Origin of the sequence: Burkholderia plantarii (assembly GCF_001411805.1) — a bacterium.
Taxonomy (GTDB): domain Bacteria; phylum Pseudomonadota; class Gammaproteobacteria; order Burkholderiales; family Burkholderiaceae; genus Burkholderia; species Burkholderia plantarii.
This window is the reverse complement of sequence record NZ_CP007213.1, coordinates 683,472-699,687: the sequence shown is the minus strand read 5'-3', so window position 1 is coordinate 699,687 and position 16,216 is coordinate 683,472. Positions and strand designations below refer to the sequence as shown.

Here is a 16,216-nt window from a genome sequence, read left to right as displayed (position 1 = left end):
AACCGTTGCGGCGGGCTGGCTGCGATGTCGGCGGCCGGAAAAACCGGCGCAGGCGGGCACGGCGGCAAGCCGGATGCGACGGCCGGGACGCGGTGCGTCAGGTGGAAAACAGGCGGGAAAACGACGCGCTGCGATCGATTCGTTGCGCGGCGCACGCGCAAAATATTTTTTGCACCGATTTGGGTCGGCCGCGCTCGCGCCCGCTCGCTCGCCGGCGCCGGCGAGCGATGAACGGCCGGCGGGCGGGCGCAAGCGGGATTCGGAAATCGGCAAGCGGGCACTCGCGTCGAGCGCCGCCCCGATGCGCGAGCCGACGCGCGGCGTCAGTCGATCGACAGCCGGCAGGCGAACGCGAACAGCGCGGCGGCGAAGGTCCAGCGCTGCAGCGTCTGCGCGAGCGGATGCGCGCGCATCCAGCCCGAGATCCGCGACGCGCCGATCACGTAGGCGGAATCGAACAGCGCGCCAGCCACCAGCAGCACCACGCCGAGTTCGGTCACCTGCCAGCCCACCGCGCCCTCGGCCGGCCGGACGAACTGCGGCAGCAGCACCGAGCAGAACAGCAGCGCCTTCGGGTTCAGCAGGCTGGTGAGCAGGCCCTTGGCGAAGTTCCGGCGCAGCGGCACGCCGGCGCGCGCGGCCAGCGCGTCGCCCGCGACCGCGAACGGCGGCGAGCGGAATACCTGCCAGGCCACGTAGGCGAGATAGGCCGCGCCGCCGTAGCGCACCACGTCGTAGAGCCACGGCGCGTTGCGCAGCAGCGCCGCGACGCCGCAAGCCGACAGCGTGACGTGAACGGCCCGCGCGAGCGCGAGGCCTCCGGCCGCCGCGAAGCCGGGGCGCACGCCGCGGGCGATGCTGGTCTGCAGCAGCAGCGCCATGTCGGGGCCGGGCAGCGCATAGACGGCGGCGAGCGCCGCGATGTAGAGGGCGAGCAGATGGGACGAGATCATGGCGTGGGCGGACGGAACGAAGATGAGGACGGACGCGGCGAACAGGTTCGAAACGAGTGGCAACGTCGCTGAAAACCGATTGAAAACCGACTGAAAACGCACCCGGCGGCGGTGCGGGAACCGGATCGCGCCAAGGCACGCGACTGGTTCCATATTGCCGAAGTTGCCGGAGCGCTTCTGAGCTATCTACCCATCCGGATCACACGGACTGAGCTGGAATCCTCTATATTTTCGTAACGAAAAACTGGAATCCGCCAATCATGCTCGACCTCGACAAAACCGACCGCGCGATCCTGGCTGCCGTGCAGCGCGACGGGCGCATCCCGATCGCGCGGCTCGCCGAATCGGTCGGCCTTAGCGAAACGCCGTGCGCGCGGCGCCTCAAGCGGCTGGAAAGCGAAGGCTACATCGAGCGCTACCGCGGACAGCTGTCGCGCAAACGGCTCGGCTACGGCGTGGTGGCGTTCGTGCTGCTGCGCATCGCCGTTCACGACCGCACGCTCGCCGACCGCGTCGAGCGCGAGGTGCTGGCGATGCCGCGCGTGCTGTCGTGCCACAACGTGTCGGGCTCGGCCGACTATCTGCTGCAGGTGATCGCGCGCGATCTCGACGACTACGGCAGCTTCATGCGCGACACGCTGCGCGTGCTGCCCGGCGTGACGTCGGTGGAGTCGGTGCTGTCGCTGCGCGAGGTGAAGGCCGACGCGGGCCTGCCGATGCCGTGACGGGACGCCCGGCATCGAAGCATGCAAAACGGGAGCAGGTGAAGCACGGCGCGCACCCGCGCGCCCCTCGCGCGCGATGAAGACTCAGCGCGCGGCCGGCACGCGCAGATGCGCGCCGGCGAGATCCTCGAGGAACGCGGCCACGATCGGATCCTTCTTCGCGCGGCGCGACACGACCATGTGGAACGTCACGTCGTAATTCAGCAGCTCGGGATTCAGCGGCGCGAGCAGCCCCTGCGCGACGTAGGGCGCCGCGAAATGCTCGGGCAGGTAGCCGAGGTGGTGGCCCGACAGGATCAAGAGCGCGACGGCCTCCATGTTGTCGGCGGTGCCCGTCACGCGGTCGGGCGAGGTGGACAGCTGCGCCTCGGGCAGCGGATAGGTGCGCCAGGCCCATTCGTGGCCGGCCGCGTCGGCGGCAGACAGGCCGCCCGCCCGCTCGAACAGCGGATGCCCGCGCCCACAGTAGGCCACCTGCCGCTCGACGAACAGCGGCGTGTAGTCGAGCACCGGCACGCGATGCCAGAAATAGCCGACCGCGATCTGGATCTCGTCGCCGAGCAGCTTTTCCTCGAGGTCGCCGGGCGGGCGCACCGAGATCGAGAACTTCACCGCCTCGTCGCGCGTGCGGAACGCGGCGATCGCCTCGGCGATGCGCGCGTTCTGGCTGATCGGCGTGTGCCCGATCAGGCCGATGTTGAGCGTGCCCACCAGTTGCCGGTCCATGTGGCGCGCGGCGCTGCCGAACTCGTCGAGCGCCACCAGCAGCTTGCGGCTCATGGCCTGGAAGCGCTCGCCCTTCGGCGTGAGGCGAAAGCCGCTGCGACCCCGCTCGCAGAGCCGGTAGCCGAGCCGCGTCTCCAGCGACGACAGCTGCGCGCTGATGGTGGACTGCCCGACGTTGAGCACCGCCTGCGCGGCCGTCACGCCGCCCGCGTCGGCCACCGCCAGAAACACGCGGATCAGGCGCAGATCCAGCGTCGACAGATTCCCCAGCACTGATTGCACTCCCGTTGATTACATCGATTTCGATCGATGTTGACGTCGAAACCTTGGCATTTTTCCAGTCCGGCAAAACGCGTACAACTGTGCGTCCCGCCGCGTCGAATGATACGGCAACCGTTCCCCACGAAAGAGAATCATCGAGACGCCTCCATGAACGATCCCCGCTACTTCCAGCCGCTCGGCGGCAACGAAATGCCGCGCAGCGGCGGCATCGCCACGATGATGCGCCTGCCCCACGTGCCGGACGCGGCCGGCCTCGACGCCTGCTTCGTCGGCGTGCCGTTCGACCTCGGCACCTCGAACCGCACCGGCGCGCGCTTCGGCCCGCGCCAGATCCGCGCCGAATCGGTGCTGCTGCGCCCCTACAACATGGCCACGCGCGCCGCGCCGTTCGATTCGCTGCGCATCGCCGACGTCGGCGACGTCGCGATCAATCCGTACAACCTGCACGATTCGATCGCGCGCATCGAGGCGGCCTACGACGCGATCCTCGCGCACGGCTGCAAGCCGATCACGCTCGGCGGCGACCACACCATCGCGCTGCCGATCCTGCGCGCGATCCACCGCAAGCATGGCAAGGTCGCATTGATCCACGTCGATGCGCACGCCGACGTCAACGACACGATGATGGGCGAGAAGATCGCGCACGGCACGCCGTTCCGCCGCGCGGTGGAGGAAGGCCTGCTCGTGACCGACCGCGTCGTGCAGATCGGCCTGCGCGGCACCGGCTACGCGGCCGAGGATTTCGACTGGTGCCGCCAGCAGGGCTTTCGCGTGGTGCAGGCCGAGGCGTGCTGGAACCAGTCGCTCGCGCCGCTGATGCGCGAGGTGCGCGAGCAGATCGGCGACACGCCCGTCTACGTCAGCTTCGACATCGACGGCATCGATCCGGCCTACGCGCCCGGCACCGGCACGCCCGAGATCGCCGGGCTGACCGTGCCGCAGGCGCTCGAGATCGTGCGCGGCATCTATGGCCTGAACATCGTCGGCGCCGACCTGGTGGAAGTCGCGCCGCCCTACGATCCGTTCGGCACCACCGCGCTGCTCGGCGCGAACCTCGCCTACGAGCTGCTGTGCGCGCTGCCCGGCGTGCGATACCGCGACTGACGCCGCGCCGGACCAGAACAACCAGGAGGAGATCCCGATGTCCAGCACGATGCCGGTCAGGCAACCCCGGCGGGCGGCGCTCGCGTCGTTCGTCGGCACCACCATCGAGTGGTACGACTTCTACAGCTACGCGACCGCCGCGGCGATCGTGTTCGGTCCGCTGTTCTTTCCCGGCGAAAACCGCCTCGTCAGCCTGCTCGCGTCGTTCGGGTCGTTCGCGGTCGGCTTTCTCGCGCGGCCGCTCGGCGGCGTGCTGTTCGGCCATCTCGGCGACCGCTACGGCCGCAAGCGCTCGCTGCTCGCCACGCTGCTGCTGATGGCCTGCGCGACCGTGGCGATCGGCCTGCTGCCCACCTACGCGCGGGCCGGCGCCTGGGCGCCCGTGCTGCTGGTGCTGATGCGCGTGCTGCAGGGCATCGCGGTGGGCGGCGAATGGGGCGGCGCCGTGCTGCTGGCCGGCGAGCACGCGCCGGCCGGGCGCCGCACGTTCTTCGCGTCGTTCGCGCAGCTGGGCAGCGCGAGCGGCCTGATCCTGTCGATGCTCGCGTTCGGCGCGATCAGCGCGCTGCCGAAGGAAGACATGATGAGCTGGGGCTGGCGGCTGCCGTTCCTCGCCAGCGCGGTGCTGCTGGTGGTGGGCTTCGCGATCCGCGCGAGCGTGTCCGAATCGCCGGAGTTCGCCGAGGTGAAGGCGAGCGGCGACACGCCCGCCAACCCGGTGCGCGAGGCGCTGCGCCAGTGGCCGCTGCTGCTGCTCGCGATCGGCGCGAACGTTTACGGGATCGCCGGCGTCTACTTCAGCAACATCTTCATGATCAGCTACGCCACGCAGTTCCTCGCGCTCGACCGCTCGATGGTGCTGCACTGCATGACGATCGTGGCGGTGCTGCAGTTCGTGGTGCAGCTCGGCGCGGCGTGGATCGCGCAGCGCTTCGGCACCACGCGCGTGCTGCTCGCCACGGCCGCCTGGGCCGCGATCGTGCCGTTCGTGATGCTGCCGCTCGTGCATGCCGGCACGCCGCTGTCGATCACGCTCGGCGTGGGCCTCGCGACCGTCGCCGAGTCGGGTTACTACGCGGTGGTGGCCGGCTTCGTCAGCGGCATCTTCGCGGCGCGGATCCGCTACACGGCGATCTCGATCTCGTATCAGGTCTGCGGCGCGCTGGCGGGCGGCCTCACGCCGCTCGTCGCGACGCTGATCGCGCAGCGCAGCGCGCCGCACTGGTGGCCGCTCGCGCTGCAGTACGCGGCGGCGGCCGTGCTATCGGCGATCTGCGTGGTGCGGATCGCGCGCCGCAGCGACGCCGGCCGCCTCGATCGCGGCGTGCGCGAGCCGCGTGATCCGCATCAGGCGCGCGCGATGCGCGGCGCCCGGGCCGCCGCGACGGGAGGCTGATGCCGCCTTCACGCGCCCGCGGTGGTGGCGGCACCGCAGGCGCCGCGACCCGCCGGGCGAGTCGCATGGAAAACGCGGAATGCGGGCGATGGCCGGCATTCCGCGTTTTTCGTGGTGGGTTGCGGCGTGGTTTCGCTGGTGCGGGCGTGGATCACACTCACAGCCCGCCGCTCGCGCCTGATGCGCCCGCCGCCGTGCTCAGCCGGCGGCGCGCTCCATCGCGCGCCGCAGCGCCGCGTAGACGGCCGGCCGGTTGCTCTGCGAGGCGTTGAAGCGCAGGTAACGCGCGGCCGTGCGCGAGACGCTGAACACGTTGCCGGGCGCGAGCACCACGCCGTCGTCCAACGCATGGCGCGCCACCACGGCCGCGTCGAGTCCCGCCGGCAGTTCGGCCCACAGGAACATCCCGGCGCGCGGCCGGATCCGCACCGCGAGCCCGGCCGCCGCCAGCTGCCGCCGCGTCTCGCCCATCGCATCGCCGAGCCGCGCGCGCAGGCCGTCGAGATGGCGCCGGTAGCTGCCGTCCACCAGCAGCCGGTGGACCACCGCCGGGTTCAGCCCGCCGTTGCCGAAGGTGGTCGCGAGCTTCAGGTCGATCAACGGATCGATCCACTCGCGCCGCGCCGCGAGGTAGCCGCACCGCACCGCCGCCGACAGCGTCTTCGAGAAGCTGCCGATCGAGATCACGCGCTGCAGGCCGTCGAACGCGGCGAGCCGCGGCGCCGGTTCGGTTTCGAAGTCCGCGAAGATGTCGTCCTCCACGATCAGCACGTCGTGCTCGGCGGCCAGCGTCAGCACGCGGTGCGCGACGGCCGGCGCGAGCGCCGCGCCGGTCGGGTTGTGGATCGCCGCGTTCGTCACGTACAGGCGCGGCCGGTGTTCGGCCAGCACGCGCGCGAATTCGGCCGGGTCCGGCCCGTTCGCCGTATAGCGCACGCCCACCAGCTGCACGCGATGCGCGCGCAGCAGCGCCTGGAAATTGAAGTAGCAGGGATCGTCGACCACTACCGTGTCGCCGGGCTCCAGCAGCAGTCGGCAGACGAGGTCGAGCGCGTGCGTGCCGCCGTCGGTCAGCAGGATCTGGTCGGGCGGCGCGTCGATGCCGTGCTGCGCGAGCCGCCAGGTCAGCTGCTGGCGCAGCGCCGGCAGGCCGCGCGGCGCGCCGTAGTCGGCCAGCTCGGCCTGCGCGTCGCGCGCGACCGCGCGCAGCGCCCGGCGCAGACCGTCGTCGGGCAGCCACGACGCGGGCAGCCAGCCGCAACCGGGCTTCAGCGCGTCGCCGCCGCTTTCGAGCGACTGGCGCGTGAGCCACAGCGGATCGAGTTCGCGGTCGAGGCGCGGGCCGACCTCGGCGAGCGCGAACGGCGGCGCGTGGCCCGCCACGAAGAAGCCCGAGCCGCGCCGCACGGCCAGCGTGCCGTCGGCGACGAGCCGGTCGTAGGCATCCACCACGGTCGATTTCGACACGCCGCAGGTCTCGGCCATGGCCCGGATCGACGGCACGCGCGCGCCCGGCCCGAGCGTGCGGCCCGCGATCCGGGCGCGCAACGCCGCCATCACGCGCGCGACGCGCGTGCCGTCGGCCTCCGCCGGCACGGCGGCTCCGACAGGAATCTCGCTACCGTTTACCGCCATCTGTACGGCTCCCTATTCAGTACAGTTTGCCCGGATTGTGCTGCTCCGTAGCTTAACCCGCCGGTGGCCGCGTGCGATGCTCGGCCTTTCCCTCTCCTTTCGCCTCGGCCCACGCATCCATGCAGACCTCCACGCAAGGCTGGCTCAACGGTTTTCTCGGCGTCGTGATCTTCAGCGGCTCGCTGCCGGCCACGCGCATCGCCGTCCACGGTTTCGACCCGGTGTTCCTGACGCTCGCGCGCGCCGCGATCGCCGGGTTGGTGGCGATCGCGCTGCTGGCCGCGTTCCGCGAGCGGCGCCCGGCGCGCGCCGATCTGGTGCCGCTCGCGATCGTCGCGCTCGGCGTGGTGGTCGGCTTCCCGCTGCTGACGGCGCTGGCGCTGCGGCACATCACGTCGGCGCATGCGATCGTATTCGTCGGGTTGCTGCCGCTCGCCACCGCCGCGTTCGGCGTACTGCGCGGCGGCGAACGCCCGCGCGCCGCGTTCTGGCTGTTCTCTTCGCTCGGCAGCGCGGCCGTGGCGGCGTTCGCGCTGCGCGACGGCCTGCGCGCGTCACCGCTCGGCGACCTGCTGATGCTGGCCGCGATCGTCGCCTGCGGGCTCGGCTATGCGGAAGGCGCGCGGCTGTCGCGCCGGCTCGGCGGCTGGCAGGTGATCTCGTGGGCGCTAGTGCTGTCGCTGCCGGTGATGCTGCCGCTCGCCCTCGCGGTCCGGCCCGCCTCGTTCGCCACGATCGAAGCGCCGGCCTGGTGGAGCCTCGCCTACGTGTCGCTGTTCAGCATGCTGATCGGTTTCGTGTTCTGGTATCGCGGGCTCGCGCTCGGCGGCATCGCCAGCGTCGGCCAGCTTCAGCTGTTGCAGCCGTTCTTCGGGCTGCTGCTCGCCGCGTGGCTGCTGCACGAGCCGGTGCCGGCCGCGATGGTGGGCGTGACGACGGTCGTGGTCGGCTGCGTGGCCTGCGCGCGGCGCTTCGCGGGGGCACCGGCCACGCGCGCGGCGCGGTGAGCGGGGGGCACGTGCCGCGCGGGACTTGACGCTCCACATGCATGCCCGCCGGGGCGGCATGCCGGGCCGCCGCCGGAAGCGTGTGTACGCGTCGACGCGGCCGCCGGGCGGGAACGCATGCCGCGCGGCCGTCAGGCGGCCCGGCGCAAGAGAGTTGAAAGATCACCGACGACATCCCGTCATGTCATCAAACTGCCTAAGTCGCGGCGCTAGGATCGGGCGATTGATTCCCCCCACCCCCTTCCCTGCCCGCCATGAACCAATCCGCGTCACCCACCGCAGATCCCGGCCGCTCACGGCAATTCGGCCTGGTGGTCTTCCTCGTCGTACTCGTCGCCGGCGGCGCGTATGTGCTCTCCCACCTGATGGCCGATCTCGCGCCGGTCGGCGAGCATTCGGTGTTCCCCTACGTGCTGCTCGGCATCGCGCTGCTGATCGCGCTCGGCTTCGAATTCGTCAACGGCTTCCACGACACGGCCAACGCGGTCGCCACCGTGATCTACACGCATTCGCTGACGCCGAACGTGGCCGTGGTCTGGTCCGGGCTCTGGAATTTCGCGGGCGTGCTGCTCTCGAGCGGTGCCGTCGCGTTCGGCATCCTGCAGTTGCTGCCCGTCGAGCTGATCCTGCAGGTCGGCAGCGCCGCCGGCTTCGCGATGGTGTTCGCGCTGCTGATCGCCGCGATCGTCTGGAACCTCGCGACCTGGTACTTCGGCCTGCCGTCATCGAGCTCGCACACGCTGATCGGCTCGATCATCGGCGTCGGCGTGATGAACCAGCTCATGCACGGCGCCTCGGGCACGAGCGGCGTGGACTGGAGCCAGGCGTTGGGCGTCGGCAAGTCCCTGCTGTTCTCGCCGATCGTCGGCTTCGTGCTCTCGGGCCTGTTGCTGCTCCTGCTCAAGGGGCTCGTGAAGGTGCCGCAGCTCTATCAGGAGCCGCCGAAGGACAAGACGCCGCCGTTCTGGATCCGCTGCCTGCTGATCCTGACCTGCACCGGCGTGTCGTTCGCGCACGGCTCGAACGACGGCCAGAAGGGCATGGGCCTCATCATGCTGATCCTGATCGGCACCGTTCCCACCGCCTACGCGCTGAACAAGGCGGTCACGCCGGCCGAATCGCAGACCTTCATCGCCGTCGCGCACCAGGCGGCCGCGACCTTCGGCAAGTACACCAACGGCGCCGCGGCGCCCGTCAACTCGCGCCGCGTGGTCGAGACCTACGTGCAGACGCGCCAGATGACGCCGGACACCGTACCCGCCGTGCAGCAGCTGTCGAACTCGCTCGCGGCCGCGGTCGGCTCGACCGGCTCGATCGCGAGCACCCCGCAGGGCGATGTCGACAACCTGCGCAACACCATGTACCTGGAGTCGGAAGCGATCCGCCTGATGGACAAGGCCAAGCAGCCGGCCTTCTCCGCCGACGATCGCGCCGCGATCAACAACTATCGCGCGATGCTCGATCACGCCACCAAGTTCATCCCGACCTGGGTCAAGGTCGCCGTGGCGCTCGCGCTCGGCCTCGGCACGATGGTCGGCTGGAAGCGGATCGTGATCACTGTCGGCGAGAAGATCGGCAAGCAGCATCTGACCTACGGCCAGGGCGCCTCGGCCGAAGTCGTCGCGATGGTCACGATCGGCGCGGCCGACATGTACGGGCTGCCGGTCTCGACCACGCACGTGCTGTCGTCGGGCGTGGCCGGCACGATGGCGGCCAACGGCTCGGGCCTGCAATGGTCGACCGTGCGCAGCCTGGTGCTGGCCTGGGTGCTGACGCTGCCGGCCTCGATCGTGCTGGCCGGCGGACTCTACTGGGTATTCCACGCGCTGTTCTGAACCTGCCGCGCGCCGGGTCGATCCCGCATCGACCCGGCCTGGAGTTGTCGCGCAAGAAACGGAGCGGCGCGCGCGCGCGGCTCCGTTACGATGGCCTCCTCATGACGAATTCGGAGCGCCGCGATGTCCCCCAGCCCCGAACGACGCGGTGCCGCGCCGTCGTCCATTCCGCCGTCCCCCTGGCTTGACGACGCCGATGCGTTCGCCGGCGCGCTCGTGCCGGCCGCGCTCGACTGGCCGGCCATCCGCGAGGCGCTCGGGCGTGACGGCGTGGCGGTGGTGAAGCGGCTGCTCGATCCCGAGGCCTGCGATGTGCTGATCGCCGCCTACGACGACGAGGCGCGCTATCGGAGCCGGATCGTGATGGCGCGCCACGGCTTCGGCAGCGGCGAATATCGCTATTACGCCTATCCGCTGCCGCCCGGGCTCGCCGCGCTGCGGCGCGAGCTGTATGCGCCGCTTGCGCCGATCGCGAACGACTGGAACCGCGCGATGGGCATCGGGACGCGCTATCCGGCCGATCACGACGCGTTCGTGCGCCGCTGCAATGAAGCCGGACAACTTCGGCCGACACCGCTGATCCTTCGTTACCGTGAGGGCGACTACAACTGCCTGCACCAGGATCTGTACGGCGAGCATGTGTTTCCGCTGCAGGTCGCCGTCCTGCTGTCACGGCCGGGCGTCGATTTCACGGGAGGAGAATTCGTGCTGACCGAGCAGCGGCCGCGCATGCAGTCGCGCGTGGAAGTCGTGCCGCTGGAGCGCGGCGATGCCGCGATCTTCGCCGTCCACACGAGGCCGGTTCAGGGCACGCGCGGGGTGTATCGCGTCAACCTGCGGCACGGCGTGAGCCGGTTGCGGTCGGGGCATCGGCATACGCTCGGCGTGATCTTTCACGACGCGCGGTGAGCGCGGCGCGACAGCGATTGGCGCGAGCCGGCGCCACGCGCTGACGACGCCGCCCGCCATGCGTGCGCCTGGTGAATTCGTTCGATGCGCGCGCAACGAAACGACGGCGCCGCTCAGCCCTTCGAGACGCTCGCGCGCAGCCGGTCGCCGGCATTCGCGGCAAGCCGCGCATAGCCGGGCAGCGTCAGCAAGGCCAGCACGCCGGCCGCGAGAAACGCCCAGCGGAAGTCGGCCAGCACGTAGTGCGTGCCGGTCGTGTCGCCGCGCAGCATCGACGCGAGCCGCAGCGACATCGCGCCGAACGCGATGCCCATGCCGATCGTCATCTGTTGCGCCGCGCTCGACAGCGTGCTGGCGGCGCTGGTCTGCTGCGGCGGGATGTCGGCGAACGCGAGCGTGGCCAATGTCGAGAACTGCATCGAGCGCGACAGCCCGTAGACGAACACCACGAACAAGGTGATCACGAGCGGCGTCGAGGCGGTGAGCCAGCCGCATGCGATCGTCGCCACGCCGGCGATCGTCACGTCGACGAGCGCGACGCGGCGGAACCCGAAGCGATCGAGGATCCACGAGGTCAGCGCCTTCATCCCGAGGTTGCCGGTCGCGCTCGCGAGCAGCAGCAGCCCGGACTGGAACGGCGACATGCCGAAGCCGACCTGGAACAGCAGCGGCTGCAGGTATGGCACCGCGTTGATCGCCACGCGCGTGATCGAGCCGGTAAACACCGTGACCGAGAATGTCGGCACCTTCAGCGTCGTGAAGTCGAGCAGCGGATGCGGCGTGCGTCGCGCATGCCAGAGCGCCGCGGCGCCGAACACGATCGCCGCCGCGATCAGCCCGAACGCCTCCATGAAATGCGCATCCTGTTGCCCGGCCGCTTCAGTGCCGCACAGCATGCAGGTCAGCGTTACGCCCGACAACACGAATCCGAGCCAATCGAGCGGGCGTGCCTGCTCGGCGCGCTCGTTCTTCACCAGCAGCAGCACGCAGACGAACGCGGCGATGCCGAGCGGCACGTTGAGCAGGAAGATCCAGCGCCACGAGGCGTAGGTCGTGATGAAGCCGCCGACGGGCGGCCCGACCACCGGCGCCACGATGCCGGGCCAGGTGATCGTCGCGATCGCACGCATCAGCTTCGCCTTGTCGGTGCTGCGCACCACGATCATCCGGCCGACCGGCACCATCATCGCGCCACCCACGCCCTGCAGCAGCCGCGCGGCGGTGAACGTCCCGACGCCGTTCGACAGCCCGCACAGCACGGAGGCGATCGTGAAGATCGCGATCGCCGAACCGAACACGGTACGCGAGCCGAAGCGGTCGGCAATCCAGCCGCTGATCGGGATGAACACCGCGAGCGCGAGCATGTAGGCGGTCATGCCGAGGCTCAGCGCGTTCGGGCCGACGCCGAACGATTTCGCCATCTGCGGCAGCGCGGTCGCGATGACCGTCGTGTCGAGATATTCCATGAAGAACGTCGCGGCCACGAGATACGGGAGGAAATCCGTCGTCGGACGGCGATCGACGCGAGTGTCGGTCATGCGGAATAGCGGGCGGAGAAAATCGGAGAGGTGCGAAAGCGGCAGACCAACCGGCGCCGGCCGACTGGCCGTCGGCACCGCATGGCTGAGGCGTCGATGGTACTCCGATTTGTCGCCGCTGCGGCACGATCGCCGCCGGGCCGAGGCGGTTTTCGGCGGTTGCCGGCAGTGAGATTGGCAGGATGAAGGGCGGCGCTCGACCCGGCGGCTGCCGCGTCGGGCACGGTCCAGGCGGTTGCCTGCCCGGCCAGCTCAGACTTCGGTGGCGAGCAGCGCGTCGCGCTGGTCGGCCGTCAGCGCAGCGATCTCGACACTCGATTCGCCGTGGAAAATCATCGAACCATACACTTCAGCGAGACAACTGCTCGCGCTGTCGAGCGCGTAGTCATCGTCGATCGACGCGTGAATGTGAACTTCACGCCATGCATTGATCGCGGATTCGATCCTCACGATGGAAATCGGCTGGGTCGTCTTATCGCTGGAAGTTGCAGTCATGGTTCCTTGCTGGAGGCCCCGGTCAATTGCGGCAGTTGATTATCGAATGCCGAATCCGCCAGGTCGATTAAATGACAGGAGCACAAATGCCGCTCGCTCCGCATCGGGGACGCGTAGCATACCATTCGATCAACCGAGTGACGCATTCAATCGGGCTTTCGATCGGGAAATTGCCGGGGCTTTTGCAGCTGGATTAAGACGGTGCGTATTTGATTGGACAAATGCTTGAAGCGGGATAAACAGGCATGCATTCCCGCGTGCATGCGATTTCCGTCCTGGAAAAGACAAAACCCCCACTGCGTGAGCAGCGGGGGTTTCGAAGGAGGAAGCCTGACGATTACCTACTTTCACACGGGCAATCCGCACTATCATCGGCGTAGAGTCGTTTCACGGTCCTGTTCGGGATGGGAAGGGGTGGGACCGACTCGCTATGGTCATCAGGCTAAGAGGGTTGTCGCGTCGCGTGTGTCGCGCCACGACCAATCTGGAAGAAGTAGTTTGGGTTGTGCTTGTACGGCACGGCATGTCAAGAATCCAACCGCTGCGCACCAGCAAGACTGGTGCAAAACAGACCGGTTATAGGATCAAGCCTTACGGGCAATTAGTATCAGTTAGCTGAACGCATTACTGCGCTTACACACCTGACCTATCAACGTCCTGGTCTCGAACGACCCTTCAAGGGGATCAAGTCCCCGGGGATATCTCATCTTAAGGCGAGTTTCCCGCTTAGATGCTTTCAGCGGTTATCTCTTCCGAACATAGCTACCCGGCGATGCCACTGGCGTGACAACCGGTACACCAGAGGTTCGTCCACTCCGGTCCTCTCGTACTAGGAGCAGCCCCCTTCAAATATCCAACGCCCACGGCAGATAGGGACCAAACTGTCTCACGACGTTTTAAACCCAGCTCACGTACCTCTTTAAATGGCGAACAGCCATACCCTTGGGACCGGCTACAGCCCCAGGATGAGATGAGCCGACATCGAGGTGCCAAACACCGCCGTCGATATGAACTCTTGGGCGGTATCAGCCTGTTATCCCCAGAGTACCTTTTATCCGTTGAGCGATGGCCCTTCCATACAGAACCACCGGATCACTATGACCTGCTTTCGCACCTGCTCGACTTGTCGGTCTCGCAGTTAAGCACGCTTATGCCATTGCACTATCAGCACGATTTCCGACCGTACCTAGCGTACCTTCGTACTCCTCCGTTACACTTTGGGAGGAGACCGCCCCAGTCAAACTGCCTACCATGCACTGTCCCCGACCCGGATCACGGGCCAAGGTTAGAACCTCAAACAAACCAGGGTGGTATTTCAAGGACGGCTCCACCGAAACTAGCGTTCCGGTTTCATAGCCTCCCACCTATCCTACACAGATCGGTTCAAAGTCCAATGCAAAGCTACAGTAAAGGTTCATGGGGTCTTTCCGTCTAGCCGCGGGGAGATTGCATCATCACAAACACTTCAACTTCGCTGAGTCTCGGGAGGAGACAGTGTGGCCATCGTTACGCCATTCGTGCAGGTCGGAACTTACCCGACAAGGAATTTCGCTACCTTAGGACCGTTATAGTTACGGCCGCCGTTTACCGGGACTTCAATCAAGAGCTTGCACCCCATCATTTAATCTTCCGGCACCGGGCAGGCGTCACACCCTATACGTCCACTTTCGTGTTTGCAGAGTGCTGTGTTTTTATTAAACAGTCGCAGCCACCAGTTTATTGCAACCCCTTCACCCTTCTGGCGCAGGCCAGTCAAGCTACAGGGGCGTACCTTATCCCGAAGTTACGGTACCAATTTGCCGAGTTCCTTCTCCCGAGTTCTCTCAAGCGCCTTAGAATACTCATCTCGCCCACCTGTGTCGGTTTGCGGTACGGTCACTGTTAAACTGAAGCTTAGAGGCTTTTCTTGGAACCACTTCCGATTGCTTCGCTTCCGAAGAAGCTCGCGCCACATCCTTGAATTCCGCGCCCGGATTTGCCTAAGCGCCTTCTCCAATGCAGCGACCGGGACTTCCAACACCCGGACAACCTTCCGCGATCCGTCCCCCCATCGCATTTAACAATGGTGCAGGAATATTGACCTGCTTCCCATCAGCTACGCATTTCTGCCTCGCCTTAGGGGCCGACTCACCCTACGCCGATGAACGTTGCGTAGGAAACCTTGGGCTTACGGCGAGGGGGCCTTTCACCCCCTTTATCGCTACTCATGTCAGCATTCGCACTTCCGATACCTCCAGCACACTTTACAATGCACCTTCGCAGGCTTACGGAACGCTCTCCTACCATGCACATAAATGTGCATCCGCAGCTTCGGTATATAGCTTAGCCCCGTTACATCTTCCGCGCAGGACGACTCGATCAGTGAGCTATTACGCTTTCTTTAAAGGGTGGCTGCTTCTAAGCCAACCTCCTGACTGTTTTAGCCTTCCCACTTCGTTTCCCACTTAGCTATATTTGGGGACCTTAGCTGGCGGTCTGGGTTGTTTCCCTCTTGACACCGGACGTTAGCACCCGATGTCTGTCTCCCGTGATTGCACTCTTCGGTATTCGGAGTTTGCTATGGCGGGGTAATCTGCAATAGACCCCCCAACCATGACAGTGCTCTACCCCCGAAGGTGAGACACGAGGCACTACCTAAATAGTTTTCGGAGAGAACCAGCTATTTCCAAGTTTGTTTAGCCTTTCACCCCTATCCACAGCTCATCCCCTAACTTTTCAACGTTAGTGGGTTCGGACCTCCAGTACGTGTTACCGCACCTTCATCCTGGCCATGGATAGATCACTTGGTTTCGGGTCTACGCCCAGCAACTGAACGCCCTATTCGGACTCGCTTTCGCTACGCCTGCCCTATTCGGTTAAGCTTGCTACTGAACGTAAGTCGCTGACCCATTATACAAAAGGTACGCCGTCACCCCTTACGAGGCTCCGACTGTTTGTATGCATGCGGTTTCAGGATCTATTTCACTCCCCTCCCGGGGTTCTTTTCACCTTTCCCTCACGGTACTGGTTCACTATCGGTCGATCACGAGTATTTAGCCTTGGAGGATGGTCCCCCCATCTTCAGACAGGATTTCACGTGTCCCGCCCTACTTGTCGTACACCTAGTTCTTTCATACTGTTTTCGCCTACAGGGCTATCACCTGCTATGGCCGCACTTTCCAGAGCGTTCGGCTAACAATACAAATAAAGAGTACAGGCTCTTCCCATTTCGCTCGCCACTACTTTGGGAATCTCGGTTGATTTCTTTTCCTGCGGTTACTTAGATGTTTCAGTTCACCGCGTTCGCTTCACATGACCTATGTATTCAGTCATGGATACTCCAAAAGGAGTGGGTTTCCCCATTCGGACATCTACGGATCAAAGCTCGTTTGCCAGCTCCCCGTAGCTTTTCGCAGGCTACCGCGTCCTTCATCGCCTGTGATCGCCAAGGCATCCACCACATGCACTTGTTCGCTTGACCCTATAACGGGTCTGTCTTCTCGACAGCCGTTACAGGTTGAGTTCTCGCATTTGTGCCGTATTCCAATTGAGCCGAACATTTAAGTTCGAATCTTCTTGAGATACATCGATACAATCACAACCCGGATAGTTTCCACGCCCATCTCAAATAA

The 16,216-nt window shown here is 66.2% G+C and carries 11 protein-coding genes and 2 rRNA genes; 6 read left to right on the top strand and 7 right to left on the bottom strand.

Annotated elements, in window-relative coordinates:
- Positions 1–323: 323 nt before the first annotated feature.
- Complete coding sequence (locus bpln_RS20550; protein ID WP_055141152.1) at positions 324–953, bottom strand: LysE family translocator; 630 nt, start codon at positions 951–953, stop codon at positions 324–326.
- A gap of 260 nt (positions 954–1,213) precedes the next feature.
- Here bpln_RS20550 and bpln_RS20545 point away from each other — a divergent pair, with 260 nt between their 5' ends.
- Complete coding sequence (locus bpln_RS20545) at positions 1,214–1,678, top strand: Lrp/AsnC family transcriptional regulator (RefSeq protein ID WP_042627200.1); 465 nt, start codon at positions 1,214–1,216, stop codon at positions 1,676–1,678.
- A gap of 84 nt (positions 1,679–1,762) precedes the next feature.
- On the opposite strand, the gene bpln_RS20540 is transcribed toward bpln_RS20545, so the two are convergent.
- Positions 1,763–2,677, bottom strand: a complete 915-nt coding sequence (locus bpln_RS20540) for a LysR family transcriptional regulator (protein WP_042627199.1) — start codon at positions 2,675–2,677, stop codon at positions 1,763–1,765.
- 156 nt (positions 2,678–2,833) lie between these two features.
- On the opposite strand from bpln_RS20540, the gene speB reads away from it, so the two are divergent.
- Together speB and bpln_RS20530 are read left to right on the top strand one after the other, a co-directional pair.
- Positions 2,834–3,790, top strand: coding sequence for an agmatinase (gene speB / locus bpln_RS20535; RefSeq protein ID WP_042627198.1), 957 nt, complete (start codon positions 2,834–2,836; stop codon positions 3,788–3,790).
- Between the two features lie 37 nt (positions 3,791–3,827).
- The gene (locus bpln_RS20530; protein WP_042627197.1) at positions 3,828–5,186 is read left to right on the top strand and encodes an MFS transporter; all 1,359 of its coding nucleotides are present in this window, start codon (positions 3,828–3,830) and stop codon (positions 5,184–5,186) included.
- Between the two features lie 198 nt (positions 5,187–5,384).
- On the opposite strand, the gene bpln_RS20525 is transcribed toward bpln_RS20530, so the two are convergent.
- A complete protein-coding gene (locus bpln_RS20525; RefSeq protein WP_042629259.1) occupies positions 5,385–6,743 on the bottom strand; it encodes an aminotransferase-like domain-containing protein in 1,359 nt (452 codons plus the stop codon).
- 197 nt (positions 6,744–6,940) lie between these two features.
- Between bpln_RS20525 and bpln_RS20520 the strand changes: the two genes are divergently transcribed.
- From bpln_RS20520 to bpln_RS20510, 3 genes are all read left to right on the top strand, one after another.
- Positions 6,941–7,828 carry a DMT family transporter gene (locus bpln_RS20520; RefSeq protein ID WP_055139837.1) on the top strand — a complete coding sequence of 296 codons (888 nt, stop codon included), beginning with the start codon at positions 6,941–6,943 and terminating at the stop codon, positions 7,826–7,828.
- 254 nt (positions 7,829–8,082) lie between these two features.
- Complete coding sequence (locus bpln_RS20515) at positions 8,083–9,663, top strand: inorganic phosphate transporter (protein ID WP_042627195.1); 1,581 nt, start codon at positions 8,083–8,085, stop codon at positions 9,661–9,663.
- Between the two features lie 123 nt (positions 9,664–9,786).
- Positions 9,787–10,572 (top strand): 2OG-Fe(II) oxygenase, encoded by a 786-nt coding sequence (locus bpln_RS20510; RefSeq protein WP_082465375.1) that lies wholly within the window; start codon positions 9,787–9,789, stop codon positions 10,570–10,572.
- A gap of 113 nt (positions 10,573–10,685) precedes the next feature.
- Here bpln_RS20510 and bpln_RS20505 read toward each other — a convergent pair whose 3' ends face one another.
- The 4 genes from bpln_RS20505 to bpln_RS20490 form a co-directional block, all read right to left on the bottom strand.
- Positions 10,686–12,110: a DHA2 family efflux MFS transporter permease subunit gene (locus tag bpln_RS20505; protein WP_055139836.1), complete on the bottom strand. Its 1,425-nt coding sequence runs from the start codon at positions 12,108–12,110 to the stop codon at positions 10,686–10,688.
- 252 nt (positions 12,111–12,362) lie between these two features.
- Entirely contained in the window at positions 12,363–12,605 is a 243-nt protein-coding gene (locus bpln_RS20500; RefSeq protein ID WP_042627193.1) for a DUF3717 domain-containing protein, read from the bottom strand.
- Between the two features lie 328 nt (positions 12,606–12,933).
- A 5S ribosomal RNA gene (rrf, locus tag bpln_RS20495) occupies positions 12,934–13,047 on the bottom strand.
- A gap of 138 nt (positions 13,048–13,185) precedes the next feature.
- Positions 13,186–16,065 (bottom strand): 23S ribosomal RNA (locus bpln_RS20490).
- Positions 16,066–16,216: the final 151 nt, after the last annotated feature.

Bases quoted from the DNA above. Each gene is read 5' to 3' on its own strand.
- bpln_RS20550 (WP_055141152.1), bottom strand. From the start codon at position 953: ATGATCTCGTCCCATCTGCTCGCCCTCTACATCGCGGCGCTCGCCGCC.
- bpln_RS20545 (WP_042627200.1), top strand. From the start codon at position 1,214: ATGCTCGACCTCGACAAAACCGACCGCGCGATCCTGGCTGCCGTGCAG.
- speB (WP_042627198.1), top strand. From the start codon at position 2,834: ATGAACGATCCCCGCTACTTCCAGCCGCTCGGCGGCAACGAAATGCCG.
- bpln_RS20530 (WP_042627197.1), top strand. From the start codon at position 3,828: ATGTCCAGCACGATGCCGGTCAGGCAACCCCGGCGGGCGGCGCTCGCG.
- bpln_RS20525 (WP_042629259.1), bottom strand. From the start codon at position 6,743: ATGGCGGCGTTGCGCGCCCGGATCGCGGGCCGCACGCTCGGGCCGGGC.
- bpln_RS20520 (WP_055139837.1), top strand. From the start codon at position 6,941: ATGCAGACCTCCACGCAAGGCTGGCTCAACGGTTTTCTCGGCGTCGTG.
- bpln_RS20515 (WP_042627195.1), top strand. From the start codon at position 8,083: ATGAACCAATCCGCGTCACCCACCGCAGATCCCGGCCGCTCACGGCAA.
- bpln_RS20510 (WP_082465375.1), top strand. From the start codon at position 9,787: ATGTCCCCCAGCCCCGAACGACGCGGTGCCGCGCCGTCGTCCATTCCG.
- bpln_RS20505 (WP_055139836.1), bottom strand. From the start codon at position 12,110: ATGACCGACACTCGCGTCGATCGCCGTCCGACGACGGATTTCCTCCCG.
- bpln_RS20500 (WP_042627193.1), bottom strand. From the start codon at position 12,605: ATGACTGCAACTTCCAGCGATAAGACGACCCAGCCGATTTCCATCGTG.